Genomic DNA, 17,302 nt, shown 5'->3' with positions numbered 1-17,302 from the left:
CCCGGACTCCCCCCGTCTTCGTCCCGCCGGAAGCCGCGGGGGGCGCGGCGGGGTCCTAGGCGCCCTGGCCCTGCTGCTCGTTCCGCTCCTGCCGCGCCCTCTGCTCGCCCTGTTCTTCGGCGAGGAGCTGGAACGCGACGGCACCGTCGAGGGACTCGCGGATGATGTCCGCGTGACCGGCGTGGCGGGCCTGCTCCTCGACGAGGTGCAGCAGGATCCAACGGGCGCTGCGCTTGGCGTCCTTGGGGAACCACGGCGCCTCGGGCAGCGCGACGACCACCTCCAGGTCCGGGAGCGCGGCCACCGTCTCCTCGGTCTCCCGCGCCACCCGGTCGAACTCCGCGAGGACGCCGTCGAGCGTCTCGCCGGGCAGCAGGCTGAACTCGTCGCCCCAGCTCGCGGTCCGCTCCTCCGTGGACCGGTCGTCCTTCGGCCCGCGACCCATCAGCACCTGCTGCACCCAGTGCTCCTCCATGTGCGCCGCGTGCTTGACCAGCCCGCCCAGCGACATCGCGCTGGCGCTCGGCCGCGCCGCCGCCTGCTCGTCACTCAGCCCGCGCACCGCCCGCCGCAGACCGCCGCGCTGCGCCTCCAGGAACGCCAGCAGGGACTCCCGCTCGTTCGCCACCGCATTCACCAGGCTCGGCATGACGCCCACCTCTCCGCTCGCACCCGCTCATCCGGCCGGCTCCGCGCCGCCCGCCCTGACACCTCCCACGCTAGGAGGGCTTGCGGTCAGGTTCTGTCCGCAAGAGTCCGCGGATCAGGATCGGCCGGATCTGCTCCGGATTCCCTCCGGGTCGGGTGCGGTGCCGGAGCCGGGCTGGGGCCGGGACCGGGCTGGGGCCAGGTCAAGGTCGGACCGGTCAGTCCTGGGCGGCGCGGTGCAGGTCGGCGGCGGTCAGCAGGGCGTGCAGGGGGATGGACGCGGCGGCCAGGGCCTCCCGTCCGCCCTGCTCGCGGTCGATCACGCACAGGGCGCCGGTGACGTCCGCGCCCAGGGCGCGCAGTTCCGCGGTGGACAGCACGATCTGGCCGCCGCTGGTGACGACGTCCTCGACCACCAGGACGCGGCGCCCGACGACGTCCGCGCCCTCCGCCAGCCGGCACGTCCCGTACGTCTTGGCCTGCTTGCGCACGAACGCGGCCGGCAGCCCGGTGTGCCGGGCCAGCGCGGTCACCACGGGGATGCCGCCCATCTCCAGCCCGGCCAGCACCTCGGTGCCCGGCGGCACGAGCGGGGCCATGGCCGCGGCCACCGCGTCGAGCAGCACGGGGTCGGCCTCGAACCGGTACTTGTCGAAGTACTCGGTCGCCGTGCGGCCCGAGCGGAGGACGAACTCCCCTGTGAGGCGGCTGACGTCGTGGATGCGGCGGGCGAGGTCGGCGCGGGCATCGGTCCTGGGGGCATCTGCTGCTGAGGTCACGGCACGAGAGTGTTCCAGGCGGCCCGGGCGCCGTAGCCCACCGCGCGGCCCCGGGGACGACAGCCGGCGGCCCCGCCGTCCGTAGACTCGGGCAGATGTCCCCCACCGCAGACCAGCCCCCCGTCGTGGTCGACGCCGTGCCCGACTGGCGGGCGCAGGGCCTCGCCCTGGCCGCCGACGTGCTGGCCGTCGTCGGGCCGACCGCCCGCTACGTCGAGCACATCGGCAGCACCGCGATCCCCGGCATGGCGGCGAAGCAGGTGTTCGACCTGCAGGCCGGCGTCCTCGATCTGGCCGCCGCCGAGGCCGCGTTCGACGCGCCCCTCGCCCGACTCGGCTTCCGGCGCTCCCCGTTCGAGTCCGACCACGTGCCCGCCGGGATCGACGACGACCCGGGCCGCTGGGCCAAGCGGCTGTGGAGCCGCCGCGACCATCCGGACCCGGTGCGGCATCCGGACGTCAACCTGCATGTGCGGCTGGTCGGTTCGCCCAACGAGCGGCTGGCGCTGCTGTTCCGCGACTGGTTCCGCGCGCACCCCGAGGCGGTGCCGTCGTACGCCCGCTTCAAGCAGGTGCTGGCCGGCACGGTCGCCGACACCGGCACCTACGCCGACGTCAAGGACCCGGTCGTCGACCTCGTCATCGCCGTCGCCGAGCCCTGGGCGGCCGCCACCGGCTGGGCTCCGCGCGGCGTCACGGCAGCCGGAGCGTGATGTACGGGATCGTGTCGCCGTCCAGCAGGTAGCGCTCGACCTCCACGAAGCCCTGCGCGCGGGCGAAGAGCAGCCCCTCGTGGTTGGACTCCAGCACGACCGTCTCGATCGCGCCGGCGCCGAGCGCGCGGGCCTGCTCCAGGCCCTGCCCGTACAGCCGCGTGCCGTAGCCCTGCCGGCGGTGCCCGGGCAGGACGCGGGCGATGACGGTCACCGTCGCGTCGTCGCCCTCCGGCGCCCGCACCGTCATGCACCCCACCAGCGCGTCACCGGCGTAGGCCACGTCGAGCACGTTGCGCGTGCTGCGCTCGCGCACGTCCTCCAGCGACAGCGCATGCGTCGGGATGATCGTGTTGTGCACGTGCCGCCAGTCGCGAAACAGGGCATCGCCGTCCGCACGGAGGATTCGAAGGTCAGCCATGGGGCCAGGGAATCGGGCGGGGGCGGGGGCGTCAAAGCCTTATCGCCTCCGGCGCGGTCGCCCGCCCGGGACGGGTCCGCCGTTCCGAGGCGTCCGCCGGTCCGCGAAGGGGCTGCCCGCCCGGGACGGGTCCGCCCGTTCGCGAGGGGCGACCGCGTCGCAGGTGACGTCCGTCCCGGTGTGCGCCACCGGGTTCACGGACGCACCGCGGTAGCCTGCACCGGCCGGCCACAGGGCCGGTGACCGCGGGAGGGGGGCTGCCGCATGCCGCGCCGACGCACGAGCGCCCACGCCGAACTGTCCGGTGCGCGACGGGTGGTGGTGCTGGCGGTGGCGTTCCTGCTGCTGCTCGGCGGCGGGGTCGCCGCGCTCGTCGACAGCGTCCCGCACCTGGGCTACGCGGCGCGCCTGCAGGGCACCCCCGGCGTGCTGACCGTCGTCGGCTGCGAGGACACCGGCACCGGGCGGGAACGGCGCCGCGAGTGCGTCGGGATCTTCCGCTCCGACGACGGCAGGAGCGACGACCCGGACGCCCACATCGGCGACTCGCTGGCCGTCGGCCGCACGGTCCCGGTCCAGCGCACCCACGCGGGCGGCTACGTCCGGGTCGGGTTCGCCGCGTTCTGCGGCTGGCTGTCCGTCGCCTTCCTCGGCGTCCTCCTCGCGGGCCTCGTCGTCATGACCGGCGTCTCCCTCGCGCTGGCCACTCCCGCCAGGGGCGGCTGGCTCACCTTGGGAGCCGTCCTGGCCGCGGCCCTGGCCTGCGCCCTGATCAGCGCGATCGGCAGCGCCCTCGCCTGACCGCCTGACCCGCCCGCCGCGCCGCCGGAGCCTGTGGTGGCCGGCCGCAGGGACTGCTGAGTCGTCCCAGCCCCCGCGGCCACCCGTTCTCCACCACAGAGTACCCGGGACGACCCGCACATCCGCCCAAGAACAGCGGCCCGTCCCGGCTGCTCTTCTCCTGTCCCCGCATCGCCGCGCCATGCAGAGCTCTTCACACAAGCGGCCGCTCGCACCGCGGGCGACCGCGGGAACCCGGCGGGGCCGGGGCGTCGGAACTGTCCGATTCCCGGCCTTTCGGCTGGAGCAGGAGCCCGTCACGCTGGGTGGTGAGCCCTCCTGCCGACGGGCGGAGTGGTACGCGGATCGTTGGGGGCGGCGATGGCGTACGTGCCGATACTGAAAGGCAAGCTCGGCGAGTTCCTGGCGTTGGGGGAGATGGCTCCCGACGTCCGGCGCCAGGTCCTCCCCGTCCTGGAAGTCGTCGTTGGCGACTCCCGGGTACGCGACGTCCTGGAGACCTTTCGCGAGCACGCATGGCGTCAGCTGCCCACAGGGCTGAGCGTCGCGGTGGACTGCGGGGCCTTGTGGGAGAGCGGCCCGGTCGGCGGGGTCTGGACCGGGCACTCGCTGAACTGGCTCAGCGAGGCGTTCGGCGCGTGGCTGCTGCCCCTGATACCGGTCTTCCGCCCCGGCGATCCGCCCGGATCGCTCCTGGAAGTGCGCGGGGTCCAGCGTGCGCACGGTCAAGGGGCCCTGCTGAGGCTGGACATGCGGTCCTGGGCGGGCGCCCCAGGCACCGAACGGAGCGTGCGTGCGGCCCTGAAGCGTGTGCGATTACCTCCCGAAGAGGTGGACCTGGTGCTCGACGCCGGGTTCGTCTCGGGGGACACCGCTGTCACGAACGCCCTTCCAGTGATGCTGAACGCCCTGAACTGGGCGCGCACCGCACCATGGCGGAGTATCACGGCGGCATCCGGCGCGTTCCGACGTTCGGTGGCCGACCTCTCCCGCGAGCACCCCAACCTCCTGCACCGCTGGGATGCGAGCCTGTGGCGCAAGATCGCGGGCAGCACCGACGACCGGCCGCCGGAGTTCGGCGACTACGGGGTCAGCCATCCCGTGGCGCCGCGCCGAGCCGGGCGCGCCACGATCCCGCACCTGCGCTACACGCTTCCCGACGACTGGGTCGTCTACGTGGCGGACAGGCAGGCGTCCGGCAACGACGACTTCTTCCGCATCAGCCGGGCCCTCGTGAGATCGGACGACTGGCCCGACCGCGGTGCGTCGATGTCGTGGGGGGATGCCCAGATCGCGCTGTGCGCCTGGCAACAACGACCCAAGGCCGGGACGGCCACCCACTGGCGCGCGTGGGCGACGTCGCACCATCTGGCCGCCGTCACCGAATCCCTGCGGGCCTTCGGGCGCCCCTGAGGTTCGTCGGCCCGCCACCCGCCGTTCGGCGAAGGAGCCGTCGCCGTCCCACGCGGCGCCCGCCCGATGCCCCTCGCCTGGGGCGCCGATGTCAGTGGGCGTGCCTAGGCTCTGGCCATGAGCACGATCGGCGAGTACGTGCGCGTCACGCCTGGGGAGCTCGAGCGGGCGGTTCGCGAGCCCGAGCGTGCTCCGGACCTCGTCGAGGAGGTCGAGCGCAAAGGCAGTTCGCTCCCTGGTGCGGCGGTCCCGCGGAGCTGCCCCTTTGGCCCACGCCGCCCACGCCGCCCACTCCGGCACCGCCGACCCCGGCGCCCTTTGAGGGGATCACCGACATGACGGACTGGTCGCAGCTCGACCACGCGTACGGCACGGCGGAGGACGTTCCCGGGCTGCTCGACGAGGCTGCCCGGGACCCGCGGGGCGCGGTGTGGGGTGAGCTCTGGTCCCGGCTGTGCCATCAGGGCACCGTCTATCCGGCCAGCCACGCCGCCCTGCCCGTGCTGACCCGGATCGCACGTCAATACCCGCCCGGGGAGCGGCAGATGGCGGTCGTCCTCGCCGGCAACATCGTGGCCGCCTCCGACCAGCCCTACGGGGACGAGGACGCCCACGAGACGCACGCGGCGGAGGTCACCGAGCTGCGCGGCCTCACCGAGGAGGCCCTCGGCGACCCGTCCCTGGCCGACGATCCGGACACGTACGTGTACCTGCTCCAGGCCCTGCTCGGCTTCGAGGGCGTCGACGTCTGGTCCGAGGAACTCGAGGGCCTGAACGACGGGGAGTACGCGGTTGCCTGCCCCGCGTGCGAGGCCGAGAACTACGTCGCGCTCGGGCCCCACGGCTGCTTCTCGACGACCGACAGCATGTACATGCGCGAGGGCGCGGCCAGGAAGCTCCCCCTGCAACCCGCCGAGCCCTCGGCGATGGAGGGCCTGGCCCGCAGGCTGCACGACCGCGCCCTCGCGGACGGCCATCCCGACGTCGCGACCAAGCTGACCCTTGTCTTCGGCCGGGCCCGGTGCGCGGCGTGCGACGCGGCGTTCGACGTCGCCGAGGCCGTCGCGGATCGTTGAGCGTGGTGGCCGGCCGGACGCCGGCCGTTCGCGCATGGAACGGCACCCGGCGACAGACACGGCGAGAGGCCCCCGGACGTCTCCGGGAGCCTCTCGCCAAGGTGCCCTCGGGCAGGCGCCGTTCGCCGTCAGGCGGTGGGGGACGGGGACGAGGTGGGCGCGGGACCGCCACCGCCGGGCGCGCCTTCGCCGTCGTTGGTGGCGGCGGGGTCGACGGCCATCGTGAGGTAGCCGACGACGCCGTGCTCGATGTGCCGCCGGTCGTAGGCGAGTGTGAGCAGGCCGCCCTGCGTGCCGGTGCCCGGGTAGAGCATGTCCTGGTCGAGGGTGACCCGTTCGACCGTGTTCGCCGCATACGGGGCGATGCCCATGGTGGCCTTCACCGCGTCCTCGGCGAAGTAGAACTGGCCGGTGTGGCAGGTGCGTCCGCCGGTGTAGCCGTCGGGGGTGCGGGCGCCGCCGGTGTGCACCTTCGTGTGGATGTGGACGGCGCGTCCGGTGTACCAGCCGGGGAAGACCGTGCGGAAGGTGACGAACCCCTGGTGGTCGGTCATCTGGATGCCGCGCAGCCAGGTGAGGTTGTCGGTCGGGGTCTGGTGCCCGCCCCCGCCACCGCCACCGGGCGGCGGGTCCGTCGGCGTACCGGACGGCGGGTCGGTCGGCGTACCCGGAGGCGGACTCCCGGGCGGCATGCCGCCGCCCCCGTTGCCGGTCTGGGTGTATCCGGAGTAGACGCCGGAAGCGTCGCAGTGCCAGATCTCGACGGCGGAGTTGCGGATCGGTTTGCAGGTGGCGCTGTCCACCGCACGCAGAACGAGGACGAGGGGAATTCCCGTGCGGTCCTCGACCACGTTCCTGCGGAAGAGTTCGTAGTCGATGTAGTACGGGCCTTCGATCTGCTCGGTGGTCAACTGCATACACGCGTCGGACGCGGAGGCGGCCGCCTTGACGGCGGCGAGCGTGCTGGTGCCGGCGGCGCCCTCACTGTCGGCGGCCCGTGCGGCAGCCCCTGCGCCGGTGAGGGCGACGGCACCGGCCGCGCCGCCGAGGACCAGCATGCGGCGGCGTGAAAGGAGTTGGGAGACGGCGGCGTTGTCTGGCTCTTCACGAGAGGTTCTGGACATGCACGGGACGCTAGGGACGCCCCCTGTGCGTGAATTGTGAATGAGCCGCCGTCAACGCGCCAATATCTGACCGGTTGCCGGCTAGCCGGGCCAATCACATGTGCCGATCCGTGCCCATATTCAGGGCGATAAGCGAATTCGGCGTGCCCCGCCCGGAGTTGGCGAAACCGTGAGTTGCGTGACATCGCCGAAACGCAGGGGGCGGGTCGCCGGCAGTGCCCCTTCCGGGCTTCCGTTTGTAGGGTGGGCGGGCAATGGCCGTGACAGGAGGGGGACTTGAGGTGACTGCAGGGCAGGCGGGGATACGGCGCTTCACGCAACGCACGGGTGTGGCCCTGGTGGCCGTCGGCGCCCTGGCGGCGTGCGGCGGGGGCGGCGGTGGTGGTGGCAGCACTCCCTCTGCCGCAGCTGCCTCCGATGCGGCACCCTCCGGCGCGACGCCCACCGGATCTGCGTCCACCGGGACCGCGCCCGCGACGGCGCCGGTCACCCGCGGCGCCCCGAGCGGTCCCGCCGACTCCAGCGTCGTGCTGACCCGCGCGGACCAGGCGAAGGCCGTGCTGCCGCCCAAGAACGCCCTGCCCGGGGGCTGGAGCACCAACGGCTCGGACGCCCTGCGCGGGGACCCGGTGCGGAGCGACGACGACTGCTCGTTCGAGCCGTGCACCGGCGCGAAGTTCACCGGCTATGGCGACTACCACGGCGCGGGCGACGCACCCGCGCACGACAACGTCCAGGCGTACGACACCAAGGCGCACGCGCAGAGCGCCTTCACGCAGGCGGCCGCCGGCGGCGACGGGTACGTCAAGACGTCGGGGCCGAAGATCGGCAACGAGTCGCAGTACTTCACGCGTACCGCCGACGGCGGCACCGACCAGGTCATCCTCTTCCGCGTCGGCACCGTCGTGGCCGAGGTGTCCCTCGCGCAGGGCAGCGCCAACCCCGAGGACCTGCAGAAGCTGGCCGCGACCCAGGCCGAACGCACCGCCCAGGTCCTGGCGGGCCAGACCCTCACCTGGCAGCGGCATCGCTGAGGCGCCGCCGACAGCGTCCACGGCCAGCGCAGGGCGACGGCGGAACGGCCGACGTCCGGCCGCTCGGTGACCGCCCCGGCACCCGACTTGTACAGTCCTCGGCATGCGATGCGGGGTGTGCGGGTCCCAGCGCCTGAGCCCGGTGGGCCAGCTGCGCCCCGGCAGCAAGATCAATGACCGGCTTGAGTTCAAGGTCGGTCGACCGCGACTGCTCAAGTTCCGGCCGAAGTTCGAGGTCGCCTTCGCCCGCGCCTGCCTCAACTGCGGGACCCTGTTCCCCTGCCTCGGCGAGGACGAGCGCCAGCGGCTGGCCGAGCTGGGCGACGAGGCCGAGGACGAGCCGAAGCCGTGAACTCCCGTCGGCTGCCGCGCACGAGGCGGACGAACGCGGCCGGAGCGTCCGTCCGAAGACGGCCCGGCGTTCTCAACTCGGCGGGTATTCCTGCGGGGGTGGCTTTCTTTGCCACCTCAGCGAAGACGGCAGCGCACCGGTGGCCTGCGACCTGCCCTTCGGCGGGTTGCGCTGATGCTGGTTGCCCCCGGCATGCACTTCGTCAGTCCTCGTCGATCCCGCACGGCTCAGAGGCGGTCCTGCGCCTCACCTGCAGAACGAAGATCAGCGCAACAGTGACCGCCAGCACGACACTCACCGAGTCGGAAATCTCGACAATGGCGAAGGATGCGCCCAGCAGGTGCGGCACCTTGGCAATCACCATGCCAAGGCCCATGAGCAGGGGAAGCCACGCCAAGGAGTGGCGCATGGCCTGGCCGGCGCTCGCTCGTTTCTGCGTTCTCACCCGCTTCACCCGCTCCCACCAGAAGCGACTGACAGCGAGCAGGACCAGCACACAACCCATCACGACGATGGACCAGTCCATGAACCCGAGCATCGATTCCCCTCCCTCGGCACGGATCTTCCTCCTGTGCGGCGAAGACGTTCATGACCGGGTGCTCTCACAGAGGCGGCGGTGGCGGCGCCGGGTGCTTCTGACGCCGTCGTCGCCTCCGTTCTGAGAAGAGCCCCGACAACGCCACGACAACGGGAAAGAGCACCACCTGACGCCACGTCTCGTGATCCCACCAGCGAAGGAGCGCCACGCCGAGGCCGGCCCACACGCCCCAGAAGACAACCGTCAGCAACAGGCGCACTCGCTCGCTCATTTGGCCCCCAGCCCCCACAGCCCGGTCCCGCGGGATCGTTCATCAACCGATGACGGACGCCCCACCTGTTTACCCACCCCCTCCCATCAGGCAACCAAACCCCAGGAAGGGAGAGTTGCCACGCCCGCCAACGGCCGCCAGAAGCACACCGTAGGTCGACGCGGAGGCGAGCGAGGACGAGGTGCGGACTTCCTCAGCTCGGCGGGTACTCCTGCGGGAGCGGATCACGGACGAGGGCGACGCGCCGCTCGTCACTGGCACCCAGGCGGCGGAAGTTGCTGCGGGCCTCGGTCAGGCTCAGCCCGCGGTTGGGGCCCCCGCGCACCTCGTCCGCGTCGTGGTCGTCCTGGCCGTCGTCCTCCCAGAAGCACACGGGACAGATCTCGTAGTAGTTGCGCTGGCTGAGCGTGACGTAGAAGCAGCACGGGCACCGGTACGGGCCGCCCTCCGGGCCACCTTGCACGTTGACGAAGGTCACCGGCTCATCGTGCAGACACACGGCGGGCAGCGCTACCGCGTTCTGAGGCCCGCCCCGGCAGACCCCACGACGGGCGGTGCCGTACGTCGCCGCCGCGCCGCCGTGCAGGACAACGCCAGAGGCCCCCGGACGATGTCCGGGGGCCTCTGACCTGTGTGCACTCGGCAGGATTCGAACCTGCAACCTTCTGATCCGTAGTCAGATGCTCTATCCGTTGAGCTACGAGTGCGGGGCTTGCGTTCCGGCCTGGCGGGCCGGGCGGCGTTGCGTGGACAACATTACATGAGGCGGCGCGGGAGGCGAAATCGATATGGCGCGGGTGGGCTGACCTGGGGAAACGGGGGAAACGGGGGCCTGCGGAGTGGGGGTCGCCGGAACGGCGGGAGCCCCGCCGACGGGGTCGGGCGGGGCTCCGGGGTGTTGGCGGAGGCGGAGGGATTTGAACCCTCGATGGGCGGTAAGACCCAAACCGCATTAGCAGTGCGGCGCCATAGACCGGACTAGGCGACGCCTCCTGGGTACGAACCCGGGTGACCGGGCGCGCGGGGAAATGATGGCACAGCCGGGAGGGCTGCGACCAATTCGAGAATACGGTACAAGGCCGGGCCTGGGCAGGGCAAAGGGGTTCGTGCCGCACGGCGGGTCCGGCGCGCCCACGATGGGGCGAATCGGGGGGCTCGGTCCCCCTTGGCAGGTAAGGAGGCGGAATGATCCGTATCACCTCCGGCTCCGCCCGCCGCACGGCGTCCCTCGCCGCGGCCGCGACCACCCTCGCCGCCGCCCTCACCGCGTCCGTCTCCCCGCTCGCGGCCTCGTCCGCCCAGGCCATGGGCCTTCCCCGGATGGTCCCCGACCGGCTGACCGTCTCCTATGACGACGGTGCCGGACACGCCCGCGCCTACGACCTGACCTGCACCCGGTTCAGCGGCGGCTCGGGCTGCGCGCAGCTCGAGCGGATCGGCGGGCCGGTTCCGGCGGTCCCCGCAGGGCAGGCCTGTTCGATGATCTACGGCGGCCCCGAGCGCGCCGAGGTCAGCGGGACCTGGGACGGCCGCCGGGTCAGCGAGACCTACCGCAGGACCGACGGCTGCGAGGTCTCCCGCTGGAGCCGCATGGTCCCCGCACTCCCCGCCCCCGGCCCCGCCGCCCAGCCCGGCCCCCTGCTCGGCTGACAGCACCACCCGACCCAGGAGCCCGACGGCAGCGCCCGGCCGAGCAGGCCGGAGGCAGTCCGACCGAGCACCCCGCATCCGAAGGCACCCGCCCGAAAGTGCCCCGCCCAGAGGCTCCACATGACCGCAAAAGCCGCGATTTCGGCCGTGCCCAACACCCCACCGGGCCGACCCCCCAAGGGAACCCGCCTCGTTCGTGACGTACGCCACACCCGTCCCGTACAACCCTCAACCCCTCAGTCCACAGCGCCACATGGGTATCCGGGGCACCTACGTGAAACGCGACACGTACACTCGGTCTAGTGACATGACCCAGGGGCGGCGGCAAGATGGGGCGCCCGTGACGACAGCCGACCGCGCCACGTGACGTCGCACGAGAAGCACGCGCGCGGGGCAGCCCGCGGGAGCGCGGTTGCAGCACATGCGGTTACAAGGAGGACGCGTCTCGTGAGCAGCAGGCCATCAAGAGGCGCTGCTCGCCTCGCATCGATACTCGACGCCCTCCCCGACGCGCTGCTGATCGTCAACGCCAACGGCACCGTGGTCAACGCCAACGCGATCGCGCTGGAGACGTTCGAGACGCCGGGTACGGCGCTGGTGGGGCGGGGGCTGCTCGACCTGCTGCCCTCCTTCGACCCCAAGCGGATCCCCGGCTCGATGCGCTCCCCGCGCGAGGCGCAGGAGGACACCAGGACCAAGCCGACCCGGATGACCGCCCGCCGCACCGACGGCAGCGACTTCCCGGCCCAGGTCACCAGCGCGAGCCTGGAGGACGGCCGCACCCCGTACGCCGAGACCGGCGGCAGCCTCCCGCACTACACCGGCGACGAGCTGCTGATGCTGGTCGTCCGCGACCTGTCGGGGACCGTCGACACCGAAGCCGAACTGGCGCGCCAGCAGCGGCAGACCGAGATGATCCTGCGGGCCGCGGCCGAGGGCGTCGTGGGCGTCGACACGGCCGGCAAGGTCGTGCTGGTCAACCCGTCTGCGGCGCAGATCCTCGGCCACCGGGCCACCGACCTGGGCGGCAAGGAACTCCACCCGCTGGTCCACCACTCCCGCCCGGACGGCTCACCGCTGGCCTACGAGGAGACGCCGCTCGCCGACACGCTGCGGTCCGGCCGCAAGCACCGGGTCCGCGGCCAGGTGCTGTGGCGCAAGGACGGCCGGCCGGTGCCGGTCGACCTGACGACGGCGCCGGTGCGCGACGGCGACCAGCTGGTCGGCGCGGTGATGACGTTCACCGACCGCTCGCAGTACGACACCCTGGCCGCGCGCGCGGGCCAGCTGCAGGCGCTGCTGGACACCTCGCTGCGCGGGCCGCTGGCCGAACTGCGCGGCGAGCTGACGGGGCTTGCCGCCGACCCGGCCGGGCAGCTGTGGCCCGAGGCCAACCAGATCCTGCACCACCTGTCCGCCGGCTACGCCCGGATCACCACCCTCATCGACAACGTGCTGGCCTTCCAGCGCCTGGACCGCGGCGAGGACAAGCTGCGGCGGGAGCCGGTCGGCCTCGACGACCTGGTGGGCGCGGCCGTCGAGGGCGCCGTCGAGCTGATCGGCCCCGGCCGGGCGCAGTACGCGGTGCACGCGCCGGCGGTCCAGGTGTCGGTGGACGGCGAGCGGATGGCCAAGGCGCTGGCGCACCTGATCGCCGACGTGACGGGCGTGGACTCGGCCGGCAACGCGATCGCCCACGGCGGCGACTCGACGATCGTGGTCGCGGCGGCGCGGCGCGGCGACGTCGTCCGCATCGACGTGCGCGGGCCCAGCGCCGGCGGCGACCCGGTCCATCTGCCGCTGGCCCGCGGGATCGTGGAGCTGCACGGCGGCGTGCTGCAGACGCACGAGGTGCCCGGGCAGGGCAGCGCGTACGTGCTGGAGGTGCCGGTGGGCACCGACGACGGCACGTCCGACGACGACGCGGCCGCGGAGGCCGCGAGCACCGGCTCCGGTCCGGCCTCCCAGGGCGGTGGCAAGGCACCGCGGCAGCGGAGCGGCGGCGCGCACGGCCGGCCGGCGAAGGACGTGACGGTCGGCACCGGGACGCCGGAGGCGTCGGACCGTTCAGGGGCCGAGCAGCGCGCGGACGGCGAGACGGCCGCCCACCGCGGCAAGGAGCGGCAGCCGGGACGCGACGGCGCGGCGGCCGGTCCCCGGACACCCGGAACGGGAACGGGAACGGGTCAGGCGAACGAATCTGGCCCGGGCGCCGGTTCGCCTTCGGGCGGTTCCGGTTCCGGCGCCGAGGTGGAACTGCGGTCGCAGCAGCCGCGCAACCCCGCCGACGGCACCGCCGCCCCCTGGGCGATCCCGGCAGCCGCCGACCAGAATGAGGCCCCGACCGGGCGGCGCCGCGCGCTGCGGCGCCCGATCGGCCGCGACGGCAACGACGGCAGCGGCCCTGCGCAGGGCGGCGGCCCGGTCGAGGACCACACCGGGGGCCACAGCGGCGAACGCGGCACCCCCGCGCAGCCGTCGGCCGAGCAGCACCAGCCGCAGCCCACCGGCCGGCGGGCGCGCCGCGCCGCGGCCGAGCAGCCGCCGCACGGCGCCGAGGGCCGTTACGAGCTGCCCGCGCGGCCCATCCCGAACGCGCTCCCGCCTGCCGGCCAGGACGCCGGGCCCGAACAGGGGCCGCTCGTACCGCCGCAGGGACAGCCCGTCCCTCCGCAGGGCCGGCACGTGCCGCCGCAGGGGCAGCACCACGGGGATCCGTCCGCGCAGGCCCGGCAGCAGGTCCAGCCCGAGCAGCCCGCGCCGCCGACCGTGTCGCCGGCGGCGCCTCCGGCCGAGGCCGGCTGGCCGGCGCCCGATCCGAACCGGCCCGCGCTCCCCGCGGCGCCGGCGTGGCCGGCCGCGCCGCAGCCGCCGCAGCAGATCCAGCCGCCGCGGCAGGCACCGCAGTTGGAGCCCCCGCAGGCGCAGCAGCCCGCGCAGTCGCAGGAGCCGGCGCCGGGCCCCCAGGCGCACGGCCAGGGGCGTGCCGCCATCAGCGTGCGCACCCTCGGTCAGGGCGTGCCCTACGGCGTCGACCCGCGCACCCAGCCGCCCACCGGCCCCGCCGGTTCCGGGCGGCGGCGCAGGCTCGGCCCCGAGCAGCCGAGCCAGGCGTCGATCCTGCCGCACGTACCGAGCCAGGTGCCCGGTCCCGGCGGCGAGACGCAGGCACGGCAGCACCCGGCGGCCGACCCCGACAGCGGCCAACTGCCCGTTCGCAAGCCCGAGGCGCCCAGGGACGACGACCGGGAGACCGCGCTGCTGCGGCCCGTGCCGTCCGGGCCGCCGACGCCCCCGGTGCCGATGGTGCCCGCCGTGCCGCCCGTGCCGGTGGAGGGCGGCCGCTCGTACGCGATCGGCGCGCCCGCGGCCGGTGCCGCCGAGGGGCCCGAGCCGCTGGACGGCCCGAACGGCGCGGTGGACGTCACCGATGTGGCCGACGCCGCGGACGACCGGCACGACGTGCCGCTCGACGAGCCGCGCCGCCTGCTGGTGTGGCCGGAGCCCGACGTGTCGACCCGGCAGGCGCTGACCGACCGCGGCTACCGGCCGGTGATCGTGCGGTCCCGCGAGGAGGTCGACGCGCAGGTGGCGGAGCCGCCGGCCGCGCTGTTCGTGGACCCGCTGACCGGGCCCATCACGCGGACCGCGCTGCAGTCGCTGCGGCAGGCGGCGGCCGCCGCGGACGTGCCCGTCCTGGTGACGGCGGGGCTCGGCCAGGCCACCCGCGAGGCGGCGTACGGGGCGGACCCCGCGGTCCTGCTCAAGGCGCTGGCGCCGCGCGACAGCGAGCAGCACCCGCCGCGGGTCCTGCTGGTGGAGAGCCACGACCCGATCGCGCAGGCCTTCGCGGCGACGCTGGAGCGGCGCGGGATGCACGTCACCCACGCAGACTCCGAGGCCGACGCGATGACGCAGGCCGCGCAGGTCCACCCCAACCTGGTGGTCATGGACCTGATGCTGATCCGGCGGCGCCGGCAGGGGATCGTCGACTGGCTCCGCGGCCATGCGCGCCTCGAGCGGACGCCCCTGGTCGTCTACACCTCGGCCGACATCGACCCGGCCGAGCTTCCGCGACTCGCGTCAGGCGAGACCGTCCTCTTCCTCGCGGAACGGTCGACCAGCACGGATGTCCAGGCGAGGATCGTGGATCTTCTGGGCAAGATCGGAGCCTAGGCACTGCGTGAGCCCGCCCCGAACTGGCTCGCCCTCCTCCCCCACGGTGCCCCGCCCGGCCTCCCGGGCCGCCCCCTGGCCTCCGTCCCCGTCCAACGGTCCGCCGTGTCTTCTCGCGCTGGGGGTACCTCCCAGGCGAAGCGCTGGGGGACCCCGCGCCCCTACGGGATCTGGGCTGCCCCTTGGGCGTCATTGCCGTCTGCGACGTGCGTCGTGGCTGGGCGCGGAGTTCCCCGCGCTCCTGGAGCATCGCCCCTCCGGGGCGGGGGTCGGGGTGCCCCCGGGCCCGCGTTGCCGGGTGCCCGGTGCGTCGTGGCCGGTCGCGCAGGGGGCACCTCCCAGGCGAAGCGCTGGGGGACCCCGCGCCCCTTCGGGTGCGCCCGATGGGTAGGGGAGCCCGGCCCAATTTCTTCCCGCAGACGGGGGCCGGGCTGGGAGGGGACGGTGCGGGAGTGTCCCCGCAGGAACTGTGCATCTGCCTGGGCACCCATTCGGGAAGAGCCGCACGCACAGTTCCGAGGAGATACTCCCGTGGCGGCCCCGACCCCACCCACCGAAGGTGCACCGCCAGGGGCGCGGGGAACTGCGCGACAAGCCACGACGGCGCGGCAGGCGGCAAAGCACCCCCGGGGCAGCCCGGAAGCCGAGGGCAACCCGGATGCGGAGCAGCCAGAACGAGACCAGCAGACGGCCACGCGCAGCGCGAGGCAGCCCGGGAGCCGGGGGCGGCCACGGAGGGCGGGGCAGGAATGGTCGGAGGCGCACCCTGGGGCGGGGGGTAAGGTGCGGGTCGTGGAGGGCGGTGGACTCGGGCGCGACCTGCATGTGGAGTTGGGCGGGCCCGGCGGCCGCCGCGCCGCCCTGACCGCGGCCCTGCGCGAAGCGGTCAGCAGCGGGCGCCTCGCACCGGGCACCACCCTGCCCCCGTACCGCTCGCTCGCCGCAGACCTCGGCCTCGCCCGGAACACCGTCGCCGAGGCGTACGCCGAACTCGTCGCCGAGGGCTGGCTGACCGCCCGTCAGGGGTCGGGCACGCGCGTGGCGGACCGCGCCGCGCCCCCGCCGGCGGCCGAACCGCCCACCGCCCCCGCCGCCCGGCCCGCGTACGACCTGCGGCAGGGACAGCCGCACACCGGCTCGTTCCCGCGCAGCGCCTGGCTCGCGGCGGCCCGCCGCGCCCTGACCGCCGCGCCCAACGACGCGTTCGGGCCGGGCGATCCGCGGGGCCGCAGGGAGCTGCGCGAGGCACTGGCCGGATATCTGGCGCGGGCCAGGGGTGTACGCGCCTCGCCCGAGCGCATCGTGGTGTGCTCCGGTTTCGCGGGCGGGCTGCGGCTGCTGGCCGGGCTGCCGCAGGTGCGGCGGGGGCGGCCGATGGCCGTCGAGGAGTACGGCCTGGCGCACCACCGCGGGATCCTGGACCTCGCGGGCCTGCGGACCGTCCCGGTCCCCGTCGACGTGGACGGCGCGGACACCGCCGCGCTGCCCGGGACGCGGGCCCGCAGCGTGCTGCTGACGCCGGCCCACCAGTTCCCGACGGGCGTGCCGCTGCACCCTTCGCGGCGCGCGGCGGCGGTGGAGTGGGCGCGGCACGCGGACGGGCTGGTGCTGGAGGACGACTACGACGGGGAGTTCCGGTTCGACCGGCAGCCGGTCGGGGCGCTGCAGGGCCTGGACCCGGAGCGGGTGGTGTACGTCGGCTCGGCGAGCAAGAGCCTGACGCCGGCGCTGCGGATGGGCTGGATGGCGTTGCCCGCGCACATGGTGGAGCCGGTGGTCGAGGCGAAGGGCGCGCGCGAGCAGACGCTCAGCGCGCTCGACCAGCTGACACTCGCGGAGTTCGTGGAGTCCGGCGGCTACGACCGGCATCTGCGGGGGATGCGGCAGCGCTACCGGAGGCGCCGCGACCAGCTGGCGGCGGCGCTCGCCGCCCGGGTGCCGCACGTCGAGGTGGCGGGGGTCGCGGCCGGGCTGCACGCGGTGCTGCGGCTGCCGCCGGGCACGGAGGCAGCGGTGCTGGCGGCGGCGGGCCGTGCCGGACTGGCACTCGACCCGCTGTCGGCGTTCCGCCATCCGTCGGCGGCGGGCGCCGCCCCGGACGGCGTGGTCGTCGGCTACGCCGCGCCGCCCGACCACGCCTTCACCGCCACCCTCGACGTCCTGTGCCGCGCCCTGGCCCAGGCCACCCGCCGACCCGCCGACCCGCTGACCCGCTGACCCGCTCGCCCGCTCACCCGCTCGCCCGCCGACCCGCTCACCCGCTCACCCGCTCACCCGCGGGCGGGCCGTACCGAACGGATCCGCGC

General features: G+C 74.3%; 15 protein-coding genes and 2 tRNA genes. 9 read left to right on the top strand and 8 right to left on the bottom strand.

What is annotated here, in order from left to right; all coding sequences use genetic code 11:
* Positions 1-55: 55 nt before the first annotated feature.
* Positions 56-649: a DinB family protein gene (locus ACH4TG_RS05690; protein ID WP_398240874.1), complete on the bottom strand. Its 594-nt coding sequence runs from the start codon at positions 647-649 to the stop codon at positions 56-58.
* A 217-nt stretch (positions 650-866) separates the two neighbouring features.
* Positions 867-1,427 carry an orotate phosphoribosyltransferase gene (pyrE, locus tag ACH4TG_RS05685; RefSeq protein WP_398240873.1) on the bottom strand — a complete coding sequence of 187 codons (561 nt, stop codon included), beginning with the start codon at positions 1,425-1,427 and terminating at the stop codon, positions 867-869.
* Positions 1,428-1,522: 95 nt separating this feature from the next.
* On the opposite strand from pyrE, the gene ACH4TG_RS05680 reads away from it, so the two are divergent.
* On the top strand, positions 1,523-2,140 hold the full coding sequence (locus tag ACH4TG_RS05680; protein ID WP_398240872.1) for a GrpB family protein: 618 nt from the start codon (positions 1,523-1,525) through the stop codon (positions 2,138-2,140).
* On the opposite strand, the gene ACH4TG_RS05675 is transcribed toward ACH4TG_RS05680, so the two are convergent.
* A complete protein-coding gene (locus ACH4TG_RS05675; RefSeq protein ID WP_398240871.1) occupies positions 2,121-2,561 on the bottom strand; it encodes a GNAT family N-acetyltransferase in 441 nt (146 codons plus the stop codon). The genes ACH4TG_RS05680 and ACH4TG_RS05675 overlap by 20 nt on opposite strands.
* A gap of 264 nt (positions 2,562-2,825) precedes the next feature.
* Here ACH4TG_RS05675 and ACH4TG_RS05670 point away from each other — a divergent pair, with 264 nt between their 5' ends.
* The 3 genes from ACH4TG_RS05670 to ACH4TG_RS05660 all read left to right on the top strand — a co-directional run bounded on the left by ACH4TG_RS05670 (position 2,826) and on the right by ACH4TG_RS05660 (position 5,851).
* A complete protein-coding gene (locus ACH4TG_RS05670) occupies positions 2,826-3,362 on the top strand; it encodes a hypothetical protein (RefSeq protein ID WP_398240870.1) in 537 nt (178 codons plus the stop codon).
* Between the two features lie 360 nt (positions 3,363-3,722).
* Entirely contained in the window at positions 3,723-4,775 is a 1,053-nt protein-coding gene (locus ACH4TG_RS05665; RefSeq protein WP_398240869.1) for a beta family protein, read from the top strand.
* A 335-nt stretch (positions 4,776-5,110) separates the two neighbouring features.
* Positions 5,111-5,851, top strand: coding sequence for a hypothetical protein (locus tag ACH4TG_RS05660; protein ID WP_398240868.1), 741 nt, complete (start codon positions 5,111-5,113; stop codon positions 5,849-5,851).
* Positions 5,852-5,979: 128 nt separating this feature from the next.
* On the opposite strand, the gene ACH4TG_RS05655 is transcribed toward ACH4TG_RS05660, so the two are convergent.
* Positions 5,980-6,909, bottom strand: a complete 930-nt coding sequence (locus ACH4TG_RS05655; RefSeq protein WP_398241190.1) for an intradiol ring-cleavage dioxygenase — start codon at positions 6,907-6,909, stop codon at positions 5,980-5,982.
* 347 nt (positions 6,910-7,256) lie between these two features.
* On the opposite strand from ACH4TG_RS05655, the gene ACH4TG_RS05650 reads away from it, so the two are divergent.
* The gene (locus tag ACH4TG_RS05650) at positions 7,257-8,009 is read left to right on the top strand and encodes a hypothetical protein (RefSeq protein WP_398240867.1); all 753 of its coding nucleotides are present in this window, start codon (positions 7,257-7,259) and stop codon (positions 8,007-8,009) included.
* A gap of 103 nt (positions 8,010-8,112) precedes the next feature.
* The gene (locus ACH4TG_RS05645; RefSeq protein WP_398240866.1) at positions 8,113-8,361 is read left to right on the top strand and encodes a hypothetical protein; all 249 of its coding nucleotides are present in this window, start codon (positions 8,113-8,115) and stop codon (positions 8,359-8,361) included.
* Positions 8,362-8,563: 202 nt separating this feature from the next.
* Here ACH4TG_RS05645 and ACH4TG_RS05640 read toward each other — a convergent pair whose 3' ends face one another.
* The 4 genes from ACH4TG_RS05640 to ACH4TG_RS05625 all read right to left on the bottom strand — a co-directional run bounded on the left by ACH4TG_RS05640 (position 8,564) and on the right by ACH4TG_RS05625 (position 10,163).
* A complete protein-coding gene (locus ACH4TG_RS05640) occupies positions 8,564-8,887 on the bottom strand; it encodes a hypothetical protein (protein WP_398240865.1) in 324 nt (107 codons plus the stop codon).
* Between the two features lie 476 nt (positions 8,888-9,363).
* The gene (locus tag ACH4TG_RS05635; protein ID WP_398240864.1) at positions 9,364-9,648 is read right to left on the bottom strand and encodes a CPCC family cysteine-rich protein; all 285 of its coding nucleotides are present in this window, start codon (positions 9,646-9,648) and stop codon (positions 9,364-9,366) included.
* A gap of 156 nt (positions 9,649-9,804) precedes the next feature.
* Positions 9,805-9,877 (bottom strand) — tRNA-Arg (locus ACH4TG_RS05630).
* A 192-nt stretch (positions 9,878-10,069) separates the two neighbouring features.
* A tRNA-Ser gene (locus tag ACH4TG_RS05625) sits at positions 10,070-10,163 on the bottom strand.
* 192 nt (positions 10,164-10,355) lie between these two features.
* Between ACH4TG_RS05625 and ACH4TG_RS05620 the strand changes: the two genes are divergently transcribed.
* From ACH4TG_RS05620 to ACH4TG_RS05610, 3 genes are all read left to right on the top strand, one after another.
* Entirely contained in the window at positions 10,356-10,820 is a 465-nt protein-coding gene (locus tag ACH4TG_RS05620; RefSeq protein WP_398240863.1) for an SSI family serine proteinase inhibitor, read from the top strand.
* Positions 10,821-11,267: 447 nt separating this feature from the next.
* Entirely contained in the window at positions 11,268-14,996 is a 3,729-nt protein-coding gene (locus ACH4TG_RS05615; RefSeq protein ID WP_398240862.1) for a PAS domain-containing protein, read from the top strand.
* Between the two features lie 792 nt (positions 14,997-15,788).
* Positions 15,789-17,213 carry a PLP-dependent aminotransferase family protein gene (locus ACH4TG_RS05610; RefSeq protein WP_398240861.1) on the top strand — a complete coding sequence of 475 codons (1,425 nt, stop codon included), beginning with the start codon at positions 15,789-15,791 and terminating at the stop codon, positions 17,211-17,213.
* Positions 17,214-17,302: the final 89 nt, after the last annotated feature.

The organism is Streptomyces sp. NPDC020917 (assembly GCF_044333795.1).
Taxonomy (GTDB): domain Bacteria; phylum Actinomycetota; class Actinomycetes; order Streptomycetales; family Streptomycetaceae; genus Actinacidiphila.
Note: the sequence above shows the minus strand (reverse complement) of the source record. Positions and strands in the feature narration are given on the sequence as shown.